12 protein-coding genes and 2 pseudogenes are annotated in these 15,926 nt (G+C 44.8%); 5 read left to right on the forward strand and 9 right to left on the reverse strand.

What is annotated here, in order from left to right; genetic code table 11:
• The first annotated feature begins 178 nt into the window (after window positions 1-178).
• Together nagB and H608_RS0110430 are read left to right on the forward strand one after the other, a co-directional pair.
• Window positions 179-2,107, forward strand: coding sequence for a glucosamine-6-phosphate deaminase (gene nagB / locus H608_RS0110425; RefSeq protein ID WP_028787633.1), 1,929 nt, complete (start codon window positions 179-181; stop codon window positions 2,105-2,107).
• A 134-nt stretch (window positions 2,108-2,241) separates the two neighbouring features.
• Window positions 2,242-3,006: a Bax inhibitor-1/YccA family protein gene (locus H608_RS0110430; protein ID WP_028787634.1), complete on the forward strand. Its 765-nt coding sequence runs from the start codon at window positions 2,242-2,244 to the stop codon at window positions 3,004-3,006.
• A 64-nt stretch (window positions 3,007-3,070) separates the two neighbouring features.
• Here the strand turns inward: H608_RS0110430 and H608_RS0110435 are convergent, their stop codons facing one another.
• Together H608_RS0110435 and H608_RS23600 are read right to left on the reverse strand one after the other, a co-directional pair.
• A complete protein-coding gene (locus H608_RS0110435) occupies window positions 3,071-3,760 on the reverse strand; it encodes a response regulator transcription factor (RefSeq protein WP_028787635.1) in 690 nt (229 codons plus the stop codon).
• On the reverse strand, window positions 3,761-5,260 hold the full coding sequence (locus tag H608_RS23600; RefSeq protein WP_051268206.1) for a sensor histidine kinase: 1,500 nt from the start codon (window positions 5,258-5,260) through the stop codon (window positions 3,761-3,763).
• A 97-nt stretch (window positions 5,261-5,357) separates the two neighbouring features.
• Between H608_RS23600 and H608_RS23605 the strand changes: the two genes are divergently transcribed.
• Window positions 5,358-6,545, forward strand: a complete 1,188-nt coding sequence (locus tag H608_RS23605; RefSeq protein WP_051268207.1) for a redoxin domain-containing protein — start codon at window positions 5,358-5,360, stop codon at window positions 6,543-6,545.
• A 54-nt stretch (window positions 6,546-6,599) separates the two neighbouring features.
• On the opposite strand, the gene H608_RS0110450 is transcribed toward H608_RS23605, so the two are convergent.
• Window positions 6,600-7,673, reverse strand: coding sequence for an AI-2E family transporter (locus H608_RS0110450; RefSeq protein ID WP_028787636.1), 1,074 nt, complete (start codon window positions 7,671-7,673; stop codon window positions 6,600-6,602).
• Window positions 7,674-7,773: 100 nt separating this feature from the next.
• Here H608_RS0110450 and H608_RS0110455 point away from each other — a divergent pair, with 100 nt between their 5' ends.
• Complete coding sequence (locus tag H608_RS0110455; RefSeq protein WP_028787637.1) at window positions 7,774-9,477, forward strand: hypothetical protein; 1,704 nt, start codon at window positions 7,774-7,776, stop codon at window positions 9,475-9,477.
• 87 nt (window positions 9,478-9,564) lie between these two features.
• Here H608_RS0110455 and H608_RS24085 read toward each other — a convergent pair.
• A pseudogene (locus H608_RS24085) lies at window positions 9,565-9,885 on the reverse strand (integrase core domain-containing protein); the annotation flags it as partial.
• A 4-nt stretch (window positions 9,886-9,889) separates the two neighbouring features.
• Between H608_RS24085 and H608_RS24090 the strand changes: the two are divergent.
• Window positions 9,890-10,069: pseudogene (locus H608_RS24090) on the forward strand (integrase core domain-containing protein); the annotation flags it as partial.
• Between the two features lie 162 nt (window positions 10,070-10,231).
• On the opposite strand, the gene H608_RS0110465 reads toward H608_RS24090, so the two are convergent.
• The 5 genes from H608_RS0110465 to H608_RS0110490 form a co-directional block, all read right to left on the reverse strand.
• Complete coding sequence (locus H608_RS0110465) at window positions 10,232-11,209, reverse strand: hypothetical protein (RefSeq protein WP_155990120.1); 978 nt, start codon at window positions 11,207-11,209, stop codon at window positions 10,232-10,234.
• Between the two features lie 194 nt (window positions 11,210-11,403).
• Window positions 11,404-12,219 (reverse strand): RHS repeat-associated core domain-containing protein, encoded by an 816-nt coding sequence (locus H608_RS0110470; RefSeq protein ID WP_038008105.1) that lies wholly within the window; start codon window positions 12,217-12,219, stop codon window positions 11,404-11,406.
• A gap of 2 nt (window positions 12,220-12,221) precedes the next feature.
• Window positions 12,222-12,788, reverse strand: a complete 567-nt coding sequence (locus H608_RS0110475) for a hypothetical protein (protein ID WP_028787641.1) — start codon at window positions 12,786-12,788, stop codon at window positions 12,222-12,224.
• An 813-nt stretch (window positions 12,789-13,601) separates the two neighbouring features.
• Window positions 13,602-13,985, reverse strand: coding sequence for a hypothetical protein (locus tag H608_RS0110485; RefSeq protein ID WP_155990122.1), 384 nt, complete (start codon window positions 13,983-13,985; stop codon window positions 13,602-13,604).
• Window positions 13,986-13,997: 12 nt separating this feature from the next.
• Window positions 13,998-15,926 (reverse strand): RHS repeat-associated core domain-containing protein (locus tag H608_RS0110490; RefSeq protein ID WP_028787644.1); only part of this gene is annotated, 1,929 nt, incomplete at its 5' end.

Below are 15,926 nucleotides of genomic sequence, written 5' to 3' on the forward strand. Positions count from 1 at the left end.
TTAAGGGCCGTAGCCAGTCCGCTCAAACGCGGCAGAACAGGCGCATCCGGCATTGCGCACTGCGTTTTTTTGCGGGCGAACCTTCTAAAAACGTCGCGCCGCCCGCAGGAACTTGCGGAGGATTTATTTTAAATATATTTGAAGCACTTATCGCTCAACAGCATAACCATCCAACATTATGTCGAAAAAAACAGCTCAGGCCGACCTCACTGACAGTTTTGAAAAAATCCCCGTTCGCGTTTATCCCGATCTGAAAGAAGGATCGAAATTCGTAGCGCAACAGATCGCCGATCTGATCCGGGACAAACAGAAGAAAAAACAAAAATGTGTACTGGGGCTGGCAACTGGTTCTACACCCAAGACATTGTATGCGGAGCTCGTGCGCATGCACCGCGAAGAAAAGCTCAGCTTCAAAAATGTGGTCACTTTCAACCTCGATGAATACTATCCCATCGACAACGATGCGCTGCAGAGCTACAACCGCTTCATGCGTTCACATCTCTTCGATCATGTAGATATTAACCCGAAGAATATTCACATTCCAAACGGAGAAATTCCGAAGGAAGCCATAAAAAAACATTGCCTGCAGTACGAGAAGATGATCGAGGATGCAGGCGGTATCGACCTGCAGATACTTGGTATTGGCAACAACGGACATATCGGTTTCAATGAACCCGGTTCCGGTATTTATTCAAGAACAAGATTGATCACGCTTGACAATTCAACACGCCTGGCCAATGCGTATGAATTCCCCAACATTTCGCAGGTGCCGCGTCTGGCAATCACCATGGGTATTGCCAGCATCCTGAAATCAAAGAAGATCATCCTCATGGCGTGGGGATCGGGTAAGGCCAACGTGATACAAAAAGCGGTAGAGCATGACGACAGCGAACATGTACCGGCTTCCCTCCTGCAAAACCACGATGACGTGACTTTTGTGGTGGATGAAGCGGCAGCCGCCGACCTCACGCGCAATAAATCGCCCTGGCTCACCGGCGACTGCGAGTGGACACCGAAGATCATCAAGAAAGCGGTAGTGAACATGGCGCTGAAACTCAAGAAACCAGTATTGAGCCTGACCAACGGCGACTACAATGAATATGGCCTCAGCGATCTGCTGGTGGAAAAAGGTGACGCGTACGAAATCAACCTGCAGGTCTATTACATGCTGCGCGACAGCATCACGGGCTGGCCCGGTGGAAAACCCAATGCGGTTATCCCGGCTCACCCCGAACGCTCAGAACCCTATCCGAAACGGGTAATCATATTTTCACCTCACCCTGATGATGATATCATCAGCATGGGTGGTACGTTCCAGCGTCTGCACGATCAGGGACACGACGTGCATGTAGGATATCAGACATCCGGTAATATTGCGGTAACGGATGAATTCGCTACCCGTTTCCTCGATTTCGCCGTAGGTTTTGAAGAAATTGCCGGCATCGATACCACCAAATCAGAAAAGATTCTCGCCGATACGCGCAAATTCGTGGCCTCCAAAAAATCCAACCAGGTGGATACACCCAGGCTGCGCGCCATCAAAGGATTGATCCGCCGCAGCGAAGCCAAAGCCACCTGCCGCTATGTAGGCCTGAAAGATGATAACATTCACTTCATGAACCTGCCTTTCTACGAGACAGGTACGATTGAGAAAAATCCCATGGGGGAAAAAGACGTGAAGATCACGATGGAATTACTGCGCAAAATCAAACCTCAGCAGGTATATTGCGCAGGTGATTTCGCCGATCCGCACGGCACACATATCGTTTGTTTCAACGTAGTTCTGGAAGCGCTGAAGCGCATCAAGCATGCGGGTGACGAATGGATCAATGATTGCTGGCTGTGGTTGTACAAAGGCGCCTGGCAGGAATGGAATATCGAAGAAATTGAAATGGCGATTCCGATGAGTCCGGACCAGGTAATGAAGAAACGTTTCGGCATTTTTATTCACCAGTCGCAAAAAGACTCGGTGCCCTTCCAGGGAAGCGATTCACGCGAGTTCTGGCAGCGGGCGGAAGAGCGGAATGCAAATACGGCGGCATTGTATGCTGATCTCGGACTGACGCATTACGCAGCCATGGAAGCCTTCGTACGCTGGCATTATTAGGCTTCGGGGGCCGAAGTATCGGCCCGACACTTCGGGCTCAGCCAGCGGGATCCATTGACGATTCACGATTGACGATTCACCATTGACCATTCACCGCTTATTGCGTATATTTAGCTCCAAAATCATTAACGACTATGTCTTTATTCAAATCAAGCAACCCAATCCTCAAGGAATCTGCCTATGAGGGAACCATCCTGGACGGTGTAGTTACCGGTGAAGAAATGACCGTGCGCGGCACGATGAACAAGTTCGGGTTTCTTTTTATCCTGATGTTAGGCACTTGTTTCTTTGCCTGGAACCGTTTTTATTCCGGTGAAGACCCGATGACAATGATGATGATCGGTGGAATCGGCGGTCTTGTACTGGCGCTGGTAATGGCTTTCCGCCCCAAAGCCTCTCCCTGGCTGGCTCCTGCTTATGCCCTGCTGGAAGGTTTGTTCGTTGGTGCGGTGTCTGCTTTTTATGATTTTGCCTTCAAAACATCTTATCCCGGTATCGTGATGCACGCCGTTGGTCTTACACTGATCGTGGCGCTGGTAATGTTTGTGCTTTATACCACCCGTATCATCAAAGTCACCAAACAGTTCCGTGCCATCATCACCGTGGCAACGATCAGTATTGCCATTTTCTACATGGTACAATGGATTTCCTATGCCATCAGCGGCAGCACACTCGTTGCGTTCACCAATGCAAGCACTCCGCTGGGTATCGGCTTCTCCGTATTCGTAGTAGCACTGGCCGCACTCAACCTGTTGCTCAATTTCGATACCATCGAGAAAGGCGCACAGGCCCGCGCTCCGAAATACATGGAATGGTTCAGCGCCTTCGGCCTGCTGGTAACGCTGGTATGGCTTTACCTCGAGATTCTGCGACTGCTGTCCAAACTCAGAGACCGCTAATATTTTTTAACTACCTCATAAGAAAAGGCTGCCCTCGGGCAGCCTTTTCGATTTAGCAAGTTGTTTACCATACAAGTTTATAACCCATTCCCCGCACATTGATGATCTGCACACCCGGATCTTCCTGCAGCAGCTTCCGCAATTTGGTAATGAACACATCCAGCGTGCGGGAGTTGAAAAAGTTGTCGTCACCCCAGATGGCTTCCAGGATAACTTTTTTGCTACTCAACTGCTGGTGATTTTTATATAAGAGCCACAGCAGCTCCGCCTCCCGCGCCGTCATTGTTTGCACGCGCAGGTTGATGGTGAGCTGTTGCTTTACCGCGTCAAATTGGTATTGACCGATAGAGACCTTCGTGGGTGTTGTTTCCTTTTTAAGCAACCGGCCTTCACTCACCAGCACTTTGATGCGTATCACCAACTCCTGCATCGCGAAGGGCTTTCGCAGGTAATCATTACCGCCGCTTTCAAAACCTTCCACCACATCCTGCGGCATTGTTTTGCTGGTGAGAAAAAGAATAGGAACGATTTTATCGCTTTGCCGTATCGTACGCGCCAGTTCAAACCCATCCATGCCGGCCATCGTCACATCCAGTATCAAAATGGAAAATTCATTTTTCTCCAGTGTTTCCAACGCCTGCTCGCCGCTCATCACATGTGTAACGCCAAATCCGGCAGCGGTAAGATTTTCCGCAATGATCGAACCGAGCGACTGCTCGTCTTCCACCAACAATATCGACGTAAGATTATTCAATTATGCAACAGGTATTTTGATGACAAAATGAAGTCCTTCTTTCGTTTCGGCCACTACCGTTCCGCCATGTGCTTTTACAATACCCGCCACGCGGTAAAGTCCCAGACCGAATCCTTTTGCTTCAACCGCACCGGGCACCCGGTAAAATTTGTTGAAGATATGCGGAAGAAAGGCTTTGTCAATGCCCGGTCCGTTATCATCAACAGTAATGGTAAGCCACGCTCCTGCTCTTTCCGCGGCAAAATGCATCAGCACATCGTCTCCTCCGTATTTGATGGCATTTTCAATCAGGTTTTGGAACACGGCGCCAAACTTTTCCTTATCCGCATACATTTTTATTTCGGCATCAATGTCCAGTTTCCACCGGAAACCCGATTGCACATCGAAGGAAGATAAAAGCTGTTCAAGAAATGGACGGAGTGCAAATTTTTCCTTTACCAACTGACCGGAAATATTTTGTTCCACTGACAGTTCCAGCGCTTTCGATACCATCTGATCAAGCCGGTTCAGTTCCGTACGCGAAACATTGAGATATCGTTTGGTACGTTCTTTATCGTTTAACGCATCATAGAACTGCAGTCCGTCAATCGCGGCTGTTACGGTGGCAATCGGTGTTTTCAGTTCATGCGTCATGTTGCTGATAAAATCGTCTTTCAGTTCATCCAATTGCTTTTGCCGGATAATGGTCTGGTACATCCGGTACAGGCACCAGAATGTCAACCCGAGCAACAACAACGAACCGATGCCGATCAGCCATAACCTTTTAAAAAGTACCATCCCCGGGTTGCGTACGGTAGCCTGCGCCACATATTTTTTCGCTATATCATTCACCCGTTTAAAATTGACGGTAATGGGCTTGCTGTAAAGCGCCCTGCCCTTCATCTCCGGCAACGGATATTGCGTGGTGTCGATATAGGCGATAGAAAAACCAGCATCGATCTTGTTTTGAGCCAGTTCGGATTTGAACATTTTTTTCATGAACAACGTATCCATCGAGAGATCGTTGTATTTTTTTGTCCAGGCCTGCCCAAGACGCTGGGTATAGAAAAAGATAACATCCGATGCAATACTCTTTATAAGATTTTCTTCTATAAACCGTGCGATCACTTCTTCTCTTTCTTTATCCGACAACTTTTCCGAAACCGGATGCAGTTTGTTTGACCAGGAAGAATAGTCTTTTGGATTAGCAGGATCGTACATTGTAACGGCCCAGACATTTTCCGCCTTATTGTACCGGGTTCCGAATCTGACGGAATTCGTGTCGTGGAGTAAATCGCTGAGATAGGCGGTCAATGTATCCTTACGGCGGCTCCACTCTTTATCAACTGCCTGCTGAAACGAATAATCCACCTCCCGTTGCAGGATATCCGCCGAGCGGGTCCATTCTTTGGATATCCAATATACCTGCAGGCAAAGCAGGCCGGCGGCCGCCAGCAATGCCAGGAGGAAAAGTCTTCTGACCCGGTTATTCATACCAACAAAAGTATCTGCTTTGTCCATAAACCGGAAAACCGGTTAACAAACATTAACAATGATTCAAACCGATTAACGCCTTTGCTCCGGCCATCCGGATATGTTTGTGTTATAAATATAAATCATGAAAAAAATAATGCTGCTTTTGTCAATAGGCTGCTGGCTGACCGCAGCGGCGCAGGAACTCGCTCCCCGCGACCAGATGCCTGATATCCTTTTACCCCGTACACTGAATGGAAATGCGGCCAGCATCAGTTCCCTGAAAGGAAAACTGGTGCTCATCGATTTCTGGGCCACCTGGTGCAGCCCGTGCATCAGTGCCATGAAAGAATTGGAAGAATATAAAAAAGTGCTCGGTAACAAACTTGAAGTGATCGCCGTATCTGACGAATCAGAAGAAAGGCTGCGAAAATTTGTAAAGGCAAGACCAACCACCCTGAATATTGCCAGCGACACGGCAGGTAACCTGCGCAAACTTTTCCCCCACCGGATCATTCCGCATACCGTCCTCATCGGACCCGAAGGAAAAGTATATGCTATCACCAGCCCTTCAGACATCAACCTCGCAATTTTGAAAACCGCCCTCAAAGCTGTGAACATTAACCTTCCTTATAAAAAAGACCAGACCGGTTTTGATATGGAGACCTATTTTATCACGGATTCAACCAAACCGCGTTATTTCGCCTTGCTGCCTTCCGCAGAAGGAGCCGGTTCGATGTCGAGACAATTCAGAGAGGGCACCTTCAAAGACCGGCGCCTCAGCGCAGTGAATATGCCGGTTGAGGGATTGTTCCGCCTGGCTTATGATAAAAATTATTATGCTACTATCAATGAATACGACACCGTGCAACGTAAGTATGAAGACCAGGAAAAGTTCGGCCTCGATGCCTGGATCGAAACACCTGATAAAGAAAAACTGAGGGCCTATATACAGGAAGAACTAAAAAAACACTTTATCGATGTGGAAGTGGTAATGGAAAAAAGAAAGCAAAAGGTACTGGTGCTGAAAGCGAATAAGGATGCATTGACATTACTGAAGCCATCAACGCAAAAAGCACAGGGGTACGATGCCGGCGGATCGCATTTCAAAGGCAACGGTGTTACGCTCGATGCGCTGGCGGATTACATTGAAGCTTTTGGATTATACCCGGGCAAAGTACTGAATGAAACAGGCGTTGAAGGACGGTTTGATATCGCCTTTGAATTCCAACCGGAAAAGAAAGATGATTTTAAAGAAAAAATGGCGGCATTGGGGCTGTATTGGGAAAAAGCCGAACGGGAAGTGGAAATGATGGTCTTGAAAAAGAAATAAAAACTAAAGGCTGCCCGAGGGCAGCCTTTAGTTTTATCATCATAGAAAAAAAAATCAGAGCTTGGCCGGGCCACCTTCTTTCTTTTCGTCGGGAGCAGCCTCTTCCACTAAATGCGGCACTTTATCCGTCACAAATTCATTCATATAAATATCAAATACGACCATGATATAGTTGATCAGCAGCGGACCGAATACCAATCCGATAAAACCGAACAATCCGAGTCCCACAATCACCCCGAGGATCGTGATCACCGGATGCACATCACCCATACGCTTCAGCAACGTGATCCTCGCCACATAGTCAACGTTGCCAGTGATAACAACACTGTATAGCAGCACGCCGGTAGCATTACCCGTATCGCCTACTGCATACATATAAATTACCAGCGGCACCCAGACGACCATCGTACCCACCACCGGGAAAAAAGCAAATACACCGGTCAGGAAACCCCAAAGTCCCCATTCATTCACATTAAAAATAAAATAGCCCAATGCAGCGATCAGGCCCTGAATAATGGAGATCAGCGGAATGCCCAGGGCGTTGGCCCTTACCAGCTTCTTGGTTTCCGACGCCAGCTTATTGATATTGTCCTGCTTCAGCGGCGTAATGCGATTGAGATAACGTTCCAGCTCGCGGCCGTTGCGCAACATAAAATACAAGACAAACAGCATGATGGCCAGGTTGGTCACCAGGTTGGCCGTGCTGTTGAGCAGACTTGGAATATAGTTGGTGAGTTTGTTTAAACCTGTTGAAAGGCTTTCATCTGAAATGACCGTGAAGCCGATCTTGTGCTGAATAGTAGTGAGTGAAGTCCTGGCTTTATCGATCATGTCGGTGGGATTGGCCAGGAAAGTATTGATCTTGGGACTGATCAACGTGATGGCCAGAAAAATGGGAAGGCCGATCAGCAGCAGGTAATAAATAATGAACATCCCTGCAGCCCAGCCTTTACGCCATTTACGCTGATAAATCAGCCGGAAATAATTATTACGGCTTAAGATATACAACGTCAGGGCACCCAGTAAGCCGGGCATGAAGATGTACAACTCTTTGATTACAGTAAGGATCAGCAGTAGCAGGATACCTAGTATAAGTACCTGCCGGATTCGGTCGTTAAATGTCGGCATGTCTGTAAGATAAGATATTAAGTTATGCAAAAAGGATGCGCGGATTGGACCAAAAGCGTGCCATGGCCAAAAATGGAACAGTAATTGACTTTTAGGGATTATGCCATCCATAAAAGAACGCTACAAAAAGCAAACATCCACCCCAAAAGGCAAGATCATTCTGCTCAGCCTGGTACTGATCATTGTTACAGCCGTTGCCGGCGGCATCCTTTACTGGAACGCTTATAAAAAGCAGATCATCCGTGCTGAGCTGGAGAAAGCACTGCGCAAAGGCAATGGCCTCTACAAAATTGCGTATGATGACCTGAAACTCGACGAAGTAAACGGTAACCTTTCCGTTATCAATCTGCGCATCGACTACGACAGTACTAAACTGGAGGAAATGCGGGCCGCCGGCAGAACGCCTGCTATGCTCATGCATATACAGGTACCCTCCCTCCACGTAACGGGCGTAAAAACGCCGCGGGCGCTGCTCAACAAGGAGATCAGCGGCAACAAGGTAACCATCAGCAATCCCCTGATCGAACTCAAATACACCATGGAGGGCGACACGACCCGTAATGTACCGGACAAGGCCGTATACGAGCAGATTCTGGGCGGATTGAATATGATCCACATGGACACTGTGGAAATAACAGGGGGCATAATCTCCACACAAAACCTGAAAACGAAACGCAAGAACATCGAATTAATCGACACCCGGCTGGTGCTGTCGGATGTGGCGGTGGACAGCGCTTCCAATGCGGATACCACACGATTATTCTTTGCCCGCACCCTGCACCTGCAATGTGGCAACATCTCCTGGTTCTCCGGGAATGGCCTTTACCGGTATACGGCGGACAGCATAACTGTTGCTTCTGATAACAGCATGGCTTATGTAAAACGGTTTGCCATCGAACCGCAAAAAGGCGAAGATGCTTTTGTAAGAAGCCTGCCCACGCAGGACGACCGGTTCGACTTCAACATCCGCGGCATTGCCATCAGGGGACTGAAGATGCTGGACCTGCTGAACGAATCATTTTATGCAGACAGCATTACGATCGATGCGGCGCAATTTAAAATATACCGCGACCTGTCGATCCCGCGCGACAAAAAGAACCGTGTGGGTACTTACCCGCACCAGGCCGTGGGTAAACTGCCGATCCCGGTCGAAGTGCCGGTGATGATTGTGAACAATACCTATGTGGAATACAAAGAAAAAAATGCAAAAACGCAGCAATCGGGCAAGGTACGTTTCCACAACTCGACGGCGGTGATCCGCAACCTGACGAATAAAAAAGAAAAAGTGGCGAAAAACAATGTGATGACGGTGGACATCAACACGCGTTTCCTCGACATCACTCCTTTCAACGTGAAATGGAAATTTTACTTACTGCAACCCAACGGACGCTTTGATGTAAGTGGCACGTTGAGCGGATTGGATGCGAAGGCGGTGAATGTGTTGGCCGAGCCGATGGGCCCGGCGCGGATCGAAGAGGGAAAGATCAACAAAGTGCAATTCAACTTTGCGGGTAATGACTACAACATGAACGGCAAAGTGCTGATGTTGTACGAGGATTTGAAGGTGGCGGTATTGGAAAAAGATGAAGACAGCAAAAAACTGGAAAAGAAAAAGCTGATCAGTTTTGTGGCGAACATCCTGGCCAAAAATTCCAATCCCAAACGCAAGGGCCAGGAGCCGCGGGAGATTGATGTGAAGAACGAAAGGAATACCAACCGGTCAATTTTTAACCTGGCCTGGAAAACCTTGTTTGAAGGGATCAAGGAAACAGTGGGGATTAATAAGAAGAGTAAGGAGAAATGATAGCCGGCTACTATAAAATGTAATAGCTAACACTTGATCTTACAGTCAGGGTATTTTAAGTTTTCAAAAGGGTTGGATTAAATAAATTTAAGCTGCTGACGATGTTTCGTTCAACAGTTTTTGTTTGGCCAAGTTAAGGGATTCTAAAAATGTTTGCATAGGCGTTTTGCCGTAGCAGTATCGGCCACTGTGAGGCCGCTCGTTATTGTAGTAGGTCAACCAAGTGTCGAGATCTGCCTGAAGTTGTTCGATGCTGCTTTGATAGATGTTCTTTCGAAAGGTAATAGCGTAGAGCTCATCTTGCATAGTTCGATGCAGACGTTCGCAGATCCCGTTGCTTTGCGGATGACGAACTTTTGTTTTGCTATGTTCAATATTCTCCAGACGTAAGTACAGCTTGTATTCATGATGAGAGGCGGTGCTGGATGCCTACTTGTTCTTTGATCTACATCAGGTGAGGCAATTAACAGCCGAATGGATGATTGAATACAACGAACGAAGGCCACATGAATCCCTTAGCAACCACACTCCGCAAGAGTGGAGCAAAAGATCAATTATACCAGAAAATACTAGTAATAAACTGTCTGCGTGAAGGGGTACTTACAGTGTAAAAACGTAATTTCTTTTACGTTAAACCGTTTAGTTAACTTTCAAATGAACGAAAAACTGAGGAACTTACGTCAGCATAAAATAACTCCCTCATTTTTTCGAGGGAGTTCATGAAAATATATTCAGCTAATCATAATGAAGCGTTCTATTGACTAAATATTTCTAATAAGGGGATTTTTTTTACAGAAGATAAAGCATTTATCTTAATTTCATTATTCTCAATAGTGTAATCGTCAATTTGTAAAATTTTCCAGTAAACGTTATTTATTCTTATTATTTTTCCCAAATTGATATCAATAATGTACAATGCATCCGCGTTTTGAGAAAAAGAATGAGTATTAATCACAACTAGGTTTTTAAACATTTTTGCACTCTTTATAGAAGGCCATCTTAGTTTGTCACTTCCAAATTTAAAAACCGTGATATCATTGATAAATATCCAAGCGTATTCTTCTTTTTTCTTAAGTAGGACTCCATGGTTTGTAGTATAAAGAGAGATACCTTTGGGGTTAGCCGTAATTTGGCTACAGGAAAGATTTCGATGATTTGTTGCAAAGTACCCAATAAGATATTTTTTATATTTACGTTCATCATCAAAAGGTGCAATATTTAAAATTGTAGAATTTGATGTCACTGTTGTTGCGAACCCCTTTTTTACATCTGGTTTCATTTTGTGCCATGCAACTCGGAAAGAACTTTTGAAATCAATTGGTGCATTAGCTGGAATACTTTCCTCTCCTTCTATAATACAATCATACCAATTAAATTCCGCCCGACCTACTGTAGTGTAAGGAAGACCCCAAATTTTTTCAGACAATTTCTGTATAAATGAAACGTTCCTTAAATCAACTTCGTCAGGCAAAGGAATGGCACATAAAAACCTTGAAAAATCATATTCAGCCGTAACAGTGTATGTATTTTTATTTCCGTGGAACTTAAATTTGAGTTCGTAATAGGATCCAGATGTTTCTGAGGATTCACGGATAATAACGCTGTCTCTTTTCCCATCAAGATTTATATCATCAACAACAGTATACTCTTTATCATATTGGCCATACGACAAATGCGTAACCAATAGCAAAGTAAAACATATGACTTTGCTAAATAAATTTTTATAGATCATAATGTTCCTTTTAGTTCGATATACCTTGATGTTGCCATTCGCCGATAAGCTTTTGACTGTATACCACTCGGATTCTGATTTTTTTTATCAATTTTCAACTCGCTAAAATCCCAGGAACCAGATTGCTTCAGAATAGTCTGACCTCTTGAACCTGGACTTTGAAAGAAAACATAGCTCCAAAAATAAAGTTGATCTTAAGTCATATTATTGCCATATCCCAATTTTTCACCTGCATTAATAGCTGCTTGTGCTCTATGCTGAGCCACAGCACTAAACGCAATTAAAGCCGACTCGAGGTTTTTAAAAATAGCTGAATTCACTGCCTGTCCTAATTCATTTGTATTTGTTTCAACAGTATATTCTTCCCCAACATTAAAATCCTTAGGCAGGTATCCTTGTCGTTTGAGCTCTGCTGCCTCTGATGCAAAATGGTCAGTTCCAAGAAAGCTATATCCACTTACCTCGCTGTTGGGGTCATCGATTTTCTGTAAAAAGATATTTAATCCCTCGCCAATTGCAGTAGTGTAAAGTTGCCTTGCTGAAAGAAGACCTCTAGCCGCAGTTGATCTTAATGTCTTTCTTATAATATCGGCTGAATTCCTGCCGTCTAAGTCATCATGCCATTCATACGGATTAACACCATATTTATCCCGAATTTTCTTTTTGTCCGGGTCCTCCTGTCCGCCCCCTTGAAGTTTTCTTATAAAAACTTTAATTTCTTCGGGATCATTTGTATACCAGCCTATTGCTGTTGCTTCCCACATACCATCCGGATCAATAAAACTTAATGGATTGTCCATTGCATACTTATATGGGCTCCATCGACGTCCCATTTCACACATTGGATCTACTGTATGCCACCGCCCTATCTGATTGTCATACATCCTCGCTCCATAATCCGTCGACTCTAACCCACTACCATCACTAAACTCCTCGCGCTGTTCTTCTTTACCGTTGTATTTAAACCGGTTCTTCAACTCTGCCGCGGCTTTCGAGCTGATTCTCGCCATCGTCATCCCGAATTCTCGGGACAAAGGGATAGTAATGTGTTTCTTCGAGCAAAGCGCTTCGCGTATGCACCAACTGCATCCCGATACTTCGGGATATCAAAGAATGCCGAAGTATCGGCACAGGCATTCACCGGACTCTCATTACTCACATAGACATAAAGATAACCGTTTTTGGTGGCAGCTAGGTTTTGCAGGTCAGTGAAGTGGTCTTTGGTAAAACCAGTCGGATTCACCGGGCTGGCACCACCGCTGACCATCTTAAATTGCTCATCGAAGAAGATGTAGTTGATGAACGCTTTGGGGCGTTGCGGGTAGCTCGCATCATCGCGGGTGGGATCATTGATAAACGCACCAAGCGGTGTGGTGATGTCTGTGATCGCATTCAACTGGCTGGCTGTGGCTTTACCGGCAGCAGCACTGCCCGGTGCACCGAGTAAACCGGATAAGATATCCAATGCTACCGGTGCCACGTTCGGAGAACCAGATGTATTGGGTGTATACCAATGACTTTTGCCAAACACATTCACCTTGTCTCCCGCCATTACTTTGAGCGTGATACCTAACTCCATTTTGTTGGGGCTAGCGTTCAGCAGTATATTTTTTCGCTAGTGGTCGACTCAAAAGTTTTTGGAAAAACATCGAGGTATAAAAGATATCGCGATGTTTCTGTGGATTGATCCTGAAAATTTAAACTGAAGCACAAACAAAGCTATATGTAAAATTCTTCAAGCCAACTGAAACATCGTATCCTAATAGAAATTGGATCGATCGCAATTAATCTACATTCAAAATATAACCTTCGTATACAGGTAGCATCATCCCTGGGTAACTATTTGCGACATTTTTCCATATTTTATTTCTACTTCTGCTTTTTAAAATGATCAACGCCCGATATCTCCCAGTAATAATTAATCAAACTATTGAGTTTGGTATTTGGTTTAACATTCCTGCCATTTACAACAACAATGTTAAATTTACTTGAACAAATTTCAGTCACCGTTCCGTCTAAATAGTAAATTTTCATCTTGGCCCTTACATCAATGGGAAACGATTTCTTTTTATATTTCAAGTTTGTCAATCGATCGGCAACTAATCTAAGGGTATCGGAATTAGTAATTGTGAAAAGGGTTTTACTGCCGGAAAAACTGCTATCAAACCTGGAACACGACACATCACTAAATGTAGCAATATTCCTACTTGCGCAATACACCTCAATTTTTACCAGATCACATTTCTGTGCGAAAACTGGGACTGAAATAACAAGGCAGAATACTTGTATTAACTTAATCATCATATTCTTTTTAAAGTTTAATGAATCTCCTGAATTTGCCTCGACTCATACTACTGAATCCCATCCGGCTGGCTTATTGGGTCCCAGTTTACTAATCACTCCAAATACTACCTGTCAGATTAAGATTACGTTGTAAATGACCTCCTACCCCCATCAATGCATAGCCTAAAATGATAATAAAAATAACGAGGTAAGGATTAAGTTTATTCTCGTAGTATTTGTACTGCTTTTCTCTTCTATATACAATAAAATAGTTCAAAATAATTAAGGCAGTCATAACTCCGTACATTACATTAAAAAAGACGTCAGGGATAACTACATTCTTAAACAAAAAATAAACATAGCCTACTCCCAACACATATATTGATTCTATCATAGAAATAAAAAGAATACTGTAAATCCCAGGATCTGTCAGTTTCAATTTCTTGTCAAAGAAATAATGAATTGTAGCACAAAAGCGATAATATAAAGTCATATCATATATTTTTTATTGAAACCCTCTTTCAAGCATACTTGTAGCCATTTGATTTCCTAATGCATCATACCCAGGGCCGCTATTGAATAAAAGTTCTTCGCCAATGACACTATAAACAAGGCTCACGATGAGACCACCTGGTCCCAAATAGCTTATAACAGTCATCGCATGATTTGTCCACCGGTGAACTTCTGATATTTCTCCTGCCCTTGCCAGGCGTTCGGTTGACCAAGTTCCATAAACACTGGAGGCGATACCTGTAAATTTCAATACCTGTCCTGTTGCACTAACAACATAACGCGGCACTTGAATGGACCTTCCCACTGCAGGAAGATGAATATTAACAGGCCGTGTCCTGCTATATGATCCTTTAGGAAAAGATCTATCAAATATCCGCTGTGCAGGCCCTGGCATAAGAGGCCTTCCACTGCCATATCCGTCAAGCTTATACTTTTCCAGTGTTTTACCTAAATGGTACTCTGCCCCGCCTAAAAAAGGATCAAACCACATGGGTAATTGGTATGGATTAGCCGATGCTTTGCTTCGACTTACTACTGTAACCGCATCATTGTCCCCTTCATCCACTCCTTGCCCAACAAAGCCATTTTTAGCATTAGGATTACTTGGATCGTATTTGTAATACGATGTTTTATCTCCGTCTTTCCACTCAAGGATATCACCATTTTTAATCTTAATGGTTTTAGAACCAGAACCTGACACTCTAACCGTATCAAGTCCCAATGGATCATTGAATAGTAAAGGATTATTACCTACGTACGCGTATGAAGTAAGATCAAGATGAAGTTCTGCCAAAGGATCGATTTGCCAAAATCGGCCAATTTGATGATCATACCCTCTAAATCTTGTTTCATATAACTCTAATCCGGTTCCATCACTAAATTCATTATTAGCTAATTCTGTCGCTTCGTTAAACTTGAATTTATTTGTTGACCGTTTTGATCTAGCGCTTATCCCCGCCATCGTCAGCCCAAAGGGATAATAATGCGTCTCTTCTAATAAGGCACTTCGCGTATGAACAAGTTGCAGGTTATCAAAGAACACGTTCACGGGACTCTCATTACTCACATAGACATAAAGATAACCGTTTTTGATGGCAGCGAGATTTTGCAAGTCAGAGAAGTGGTCTTTGGTAAAACCGGTCAGATTTACCGGGCTGGCGCCACCGCTGACCATCTTGAACTGTTCGTCGAAGAAAATGTAGTTGATAAAGGCTTTCGGACGTTGCGGATAACTCGCATTATCCCGGCTTGGGTCATTGATAAAGGCGCCAAGCGGCGTAGTGATATCGGTGATCGCATTCAACTGACTGGCCGTGGCTTTACCGGCAGCAGCACTGCCCGGTGCACCGAGTAAACCAGATAAGATATCCAGCACCACCGGTGCCACATTCGGAGTACCGGATGTATTCGGTGTATACCAATGGCTTTTCCCAAAAACATCCACCTTGTCCCCCGCCATTACTTTGAGCGTGATGCCCAGTCCCATTTTATTGGTGCCCGAGTTTACGCGGTACATCTTCTGGCTGGTGGTAGATTCAAAAGTCGGATCGCTCGGATTGTTGCCGATGCCGTTGTCATTGTCATAGGCCGGTGAAGGCGCGTTGGAACTCATGGTACTTACGTCCACGATCTGTGCGGCATCGATGGTGTAATATTTTTCTTCCGTCGCCAGCTTGGCATCTTCGAGTGTAGCGATCGGGTATTTGTCTACTTTTTGTTCTTCGGTGATCAACACCCTTACATTTCCCAGGTGATCCTTGATCATGTAGTCATATTCCAACCTCGCAGGATTAGTGCCTTCCGCAGCGATGTATCTTGTTCTGCCTTCTTCGTTTCCGAGGAACTGCAACTTATCGCTATAGCCCAGCGCGGTTTGCAGTGTGCTGTTATTCGGATAAGCTTTGGATTCATAGACATTACC

This window comes from Terrimonas ferruginea DSM 30193 (genome assembly GCF_000425585.1).
GTDB classification, from domain to species: Bacteria; Bacteroidota; Bacteroidia; order Chitinophagales; family Chitinophagaceae; genus Terrimonas; species Terrimonas ferruginea.

Coding starts and splice junctions, on each gene's coding strand:
- nagB (WP_028787633.1), top strand. CDS start 179: ATGTCGAAAAAAACAGCTCAGGCCGACCTCACTGACAGTTTTGAAAAA.
- H608_RS0110430 (WP_028787634.1), top strand. CDS start 2,242: ATGTCTTTATTCAAATCAAGCAACCCAATCCTCAAGGAATCTGCCTAT.
- H608_RS23600 (WP_051268206.1), bottom strand. CDS start 5,260: ATGGACAAAGCAGATACTTTTGTTGGTATGAATAACCGGGTCAGAAGA.
- H608_RS23605 (WP_051268207.1), top strand. CDS start 5,358: ATGAAAAAAATAATGCTGCTTTTGTCAATAGGCTGCTGGCTGACCGCA.
- H608_RS0110450 (WP_028787636.1), bottom strand. CDS start 7,673: ATGCCGACATTTAACGACCGAATCCGGCAGGTACTTATACTAGGTATC.
- H608_RS0110455 (WP_028787637.1), top strand. CDS start 7,774: ATGCCATCCATAAAAGAACGCTACAAAAAGCAAACATCCACCCCAAAA.
- H608_RS0110465 (WP_155990120.1), bottom strand. CDS start 11,209: ATGATCTATAAAAATTTATTTAGCAAAGTCATATGTTTTACTTTGCTA.
- H608_RS0110470 (WP_038008105.1), bottom strand. CDS start 12,219: ATGGCGAGAATCAGCTCGAAAGCCGCGGCAGAGTTGAAGAACCGGTTT.
- H608_RS0110475 (WP_028787641.1), bottom strand. CDS start 12,788: ATGGAGTTAGGTATCACGCTCAAAGTAATGGCGGGAGACAAGGTGAAT.
- H608_RS0110485 (WP_155990122.1), bottom strand. CDS start 13,985: ATGACTTTATATTATCGCTTTTGTGCTACAATTCATTATTTCTTTGAC.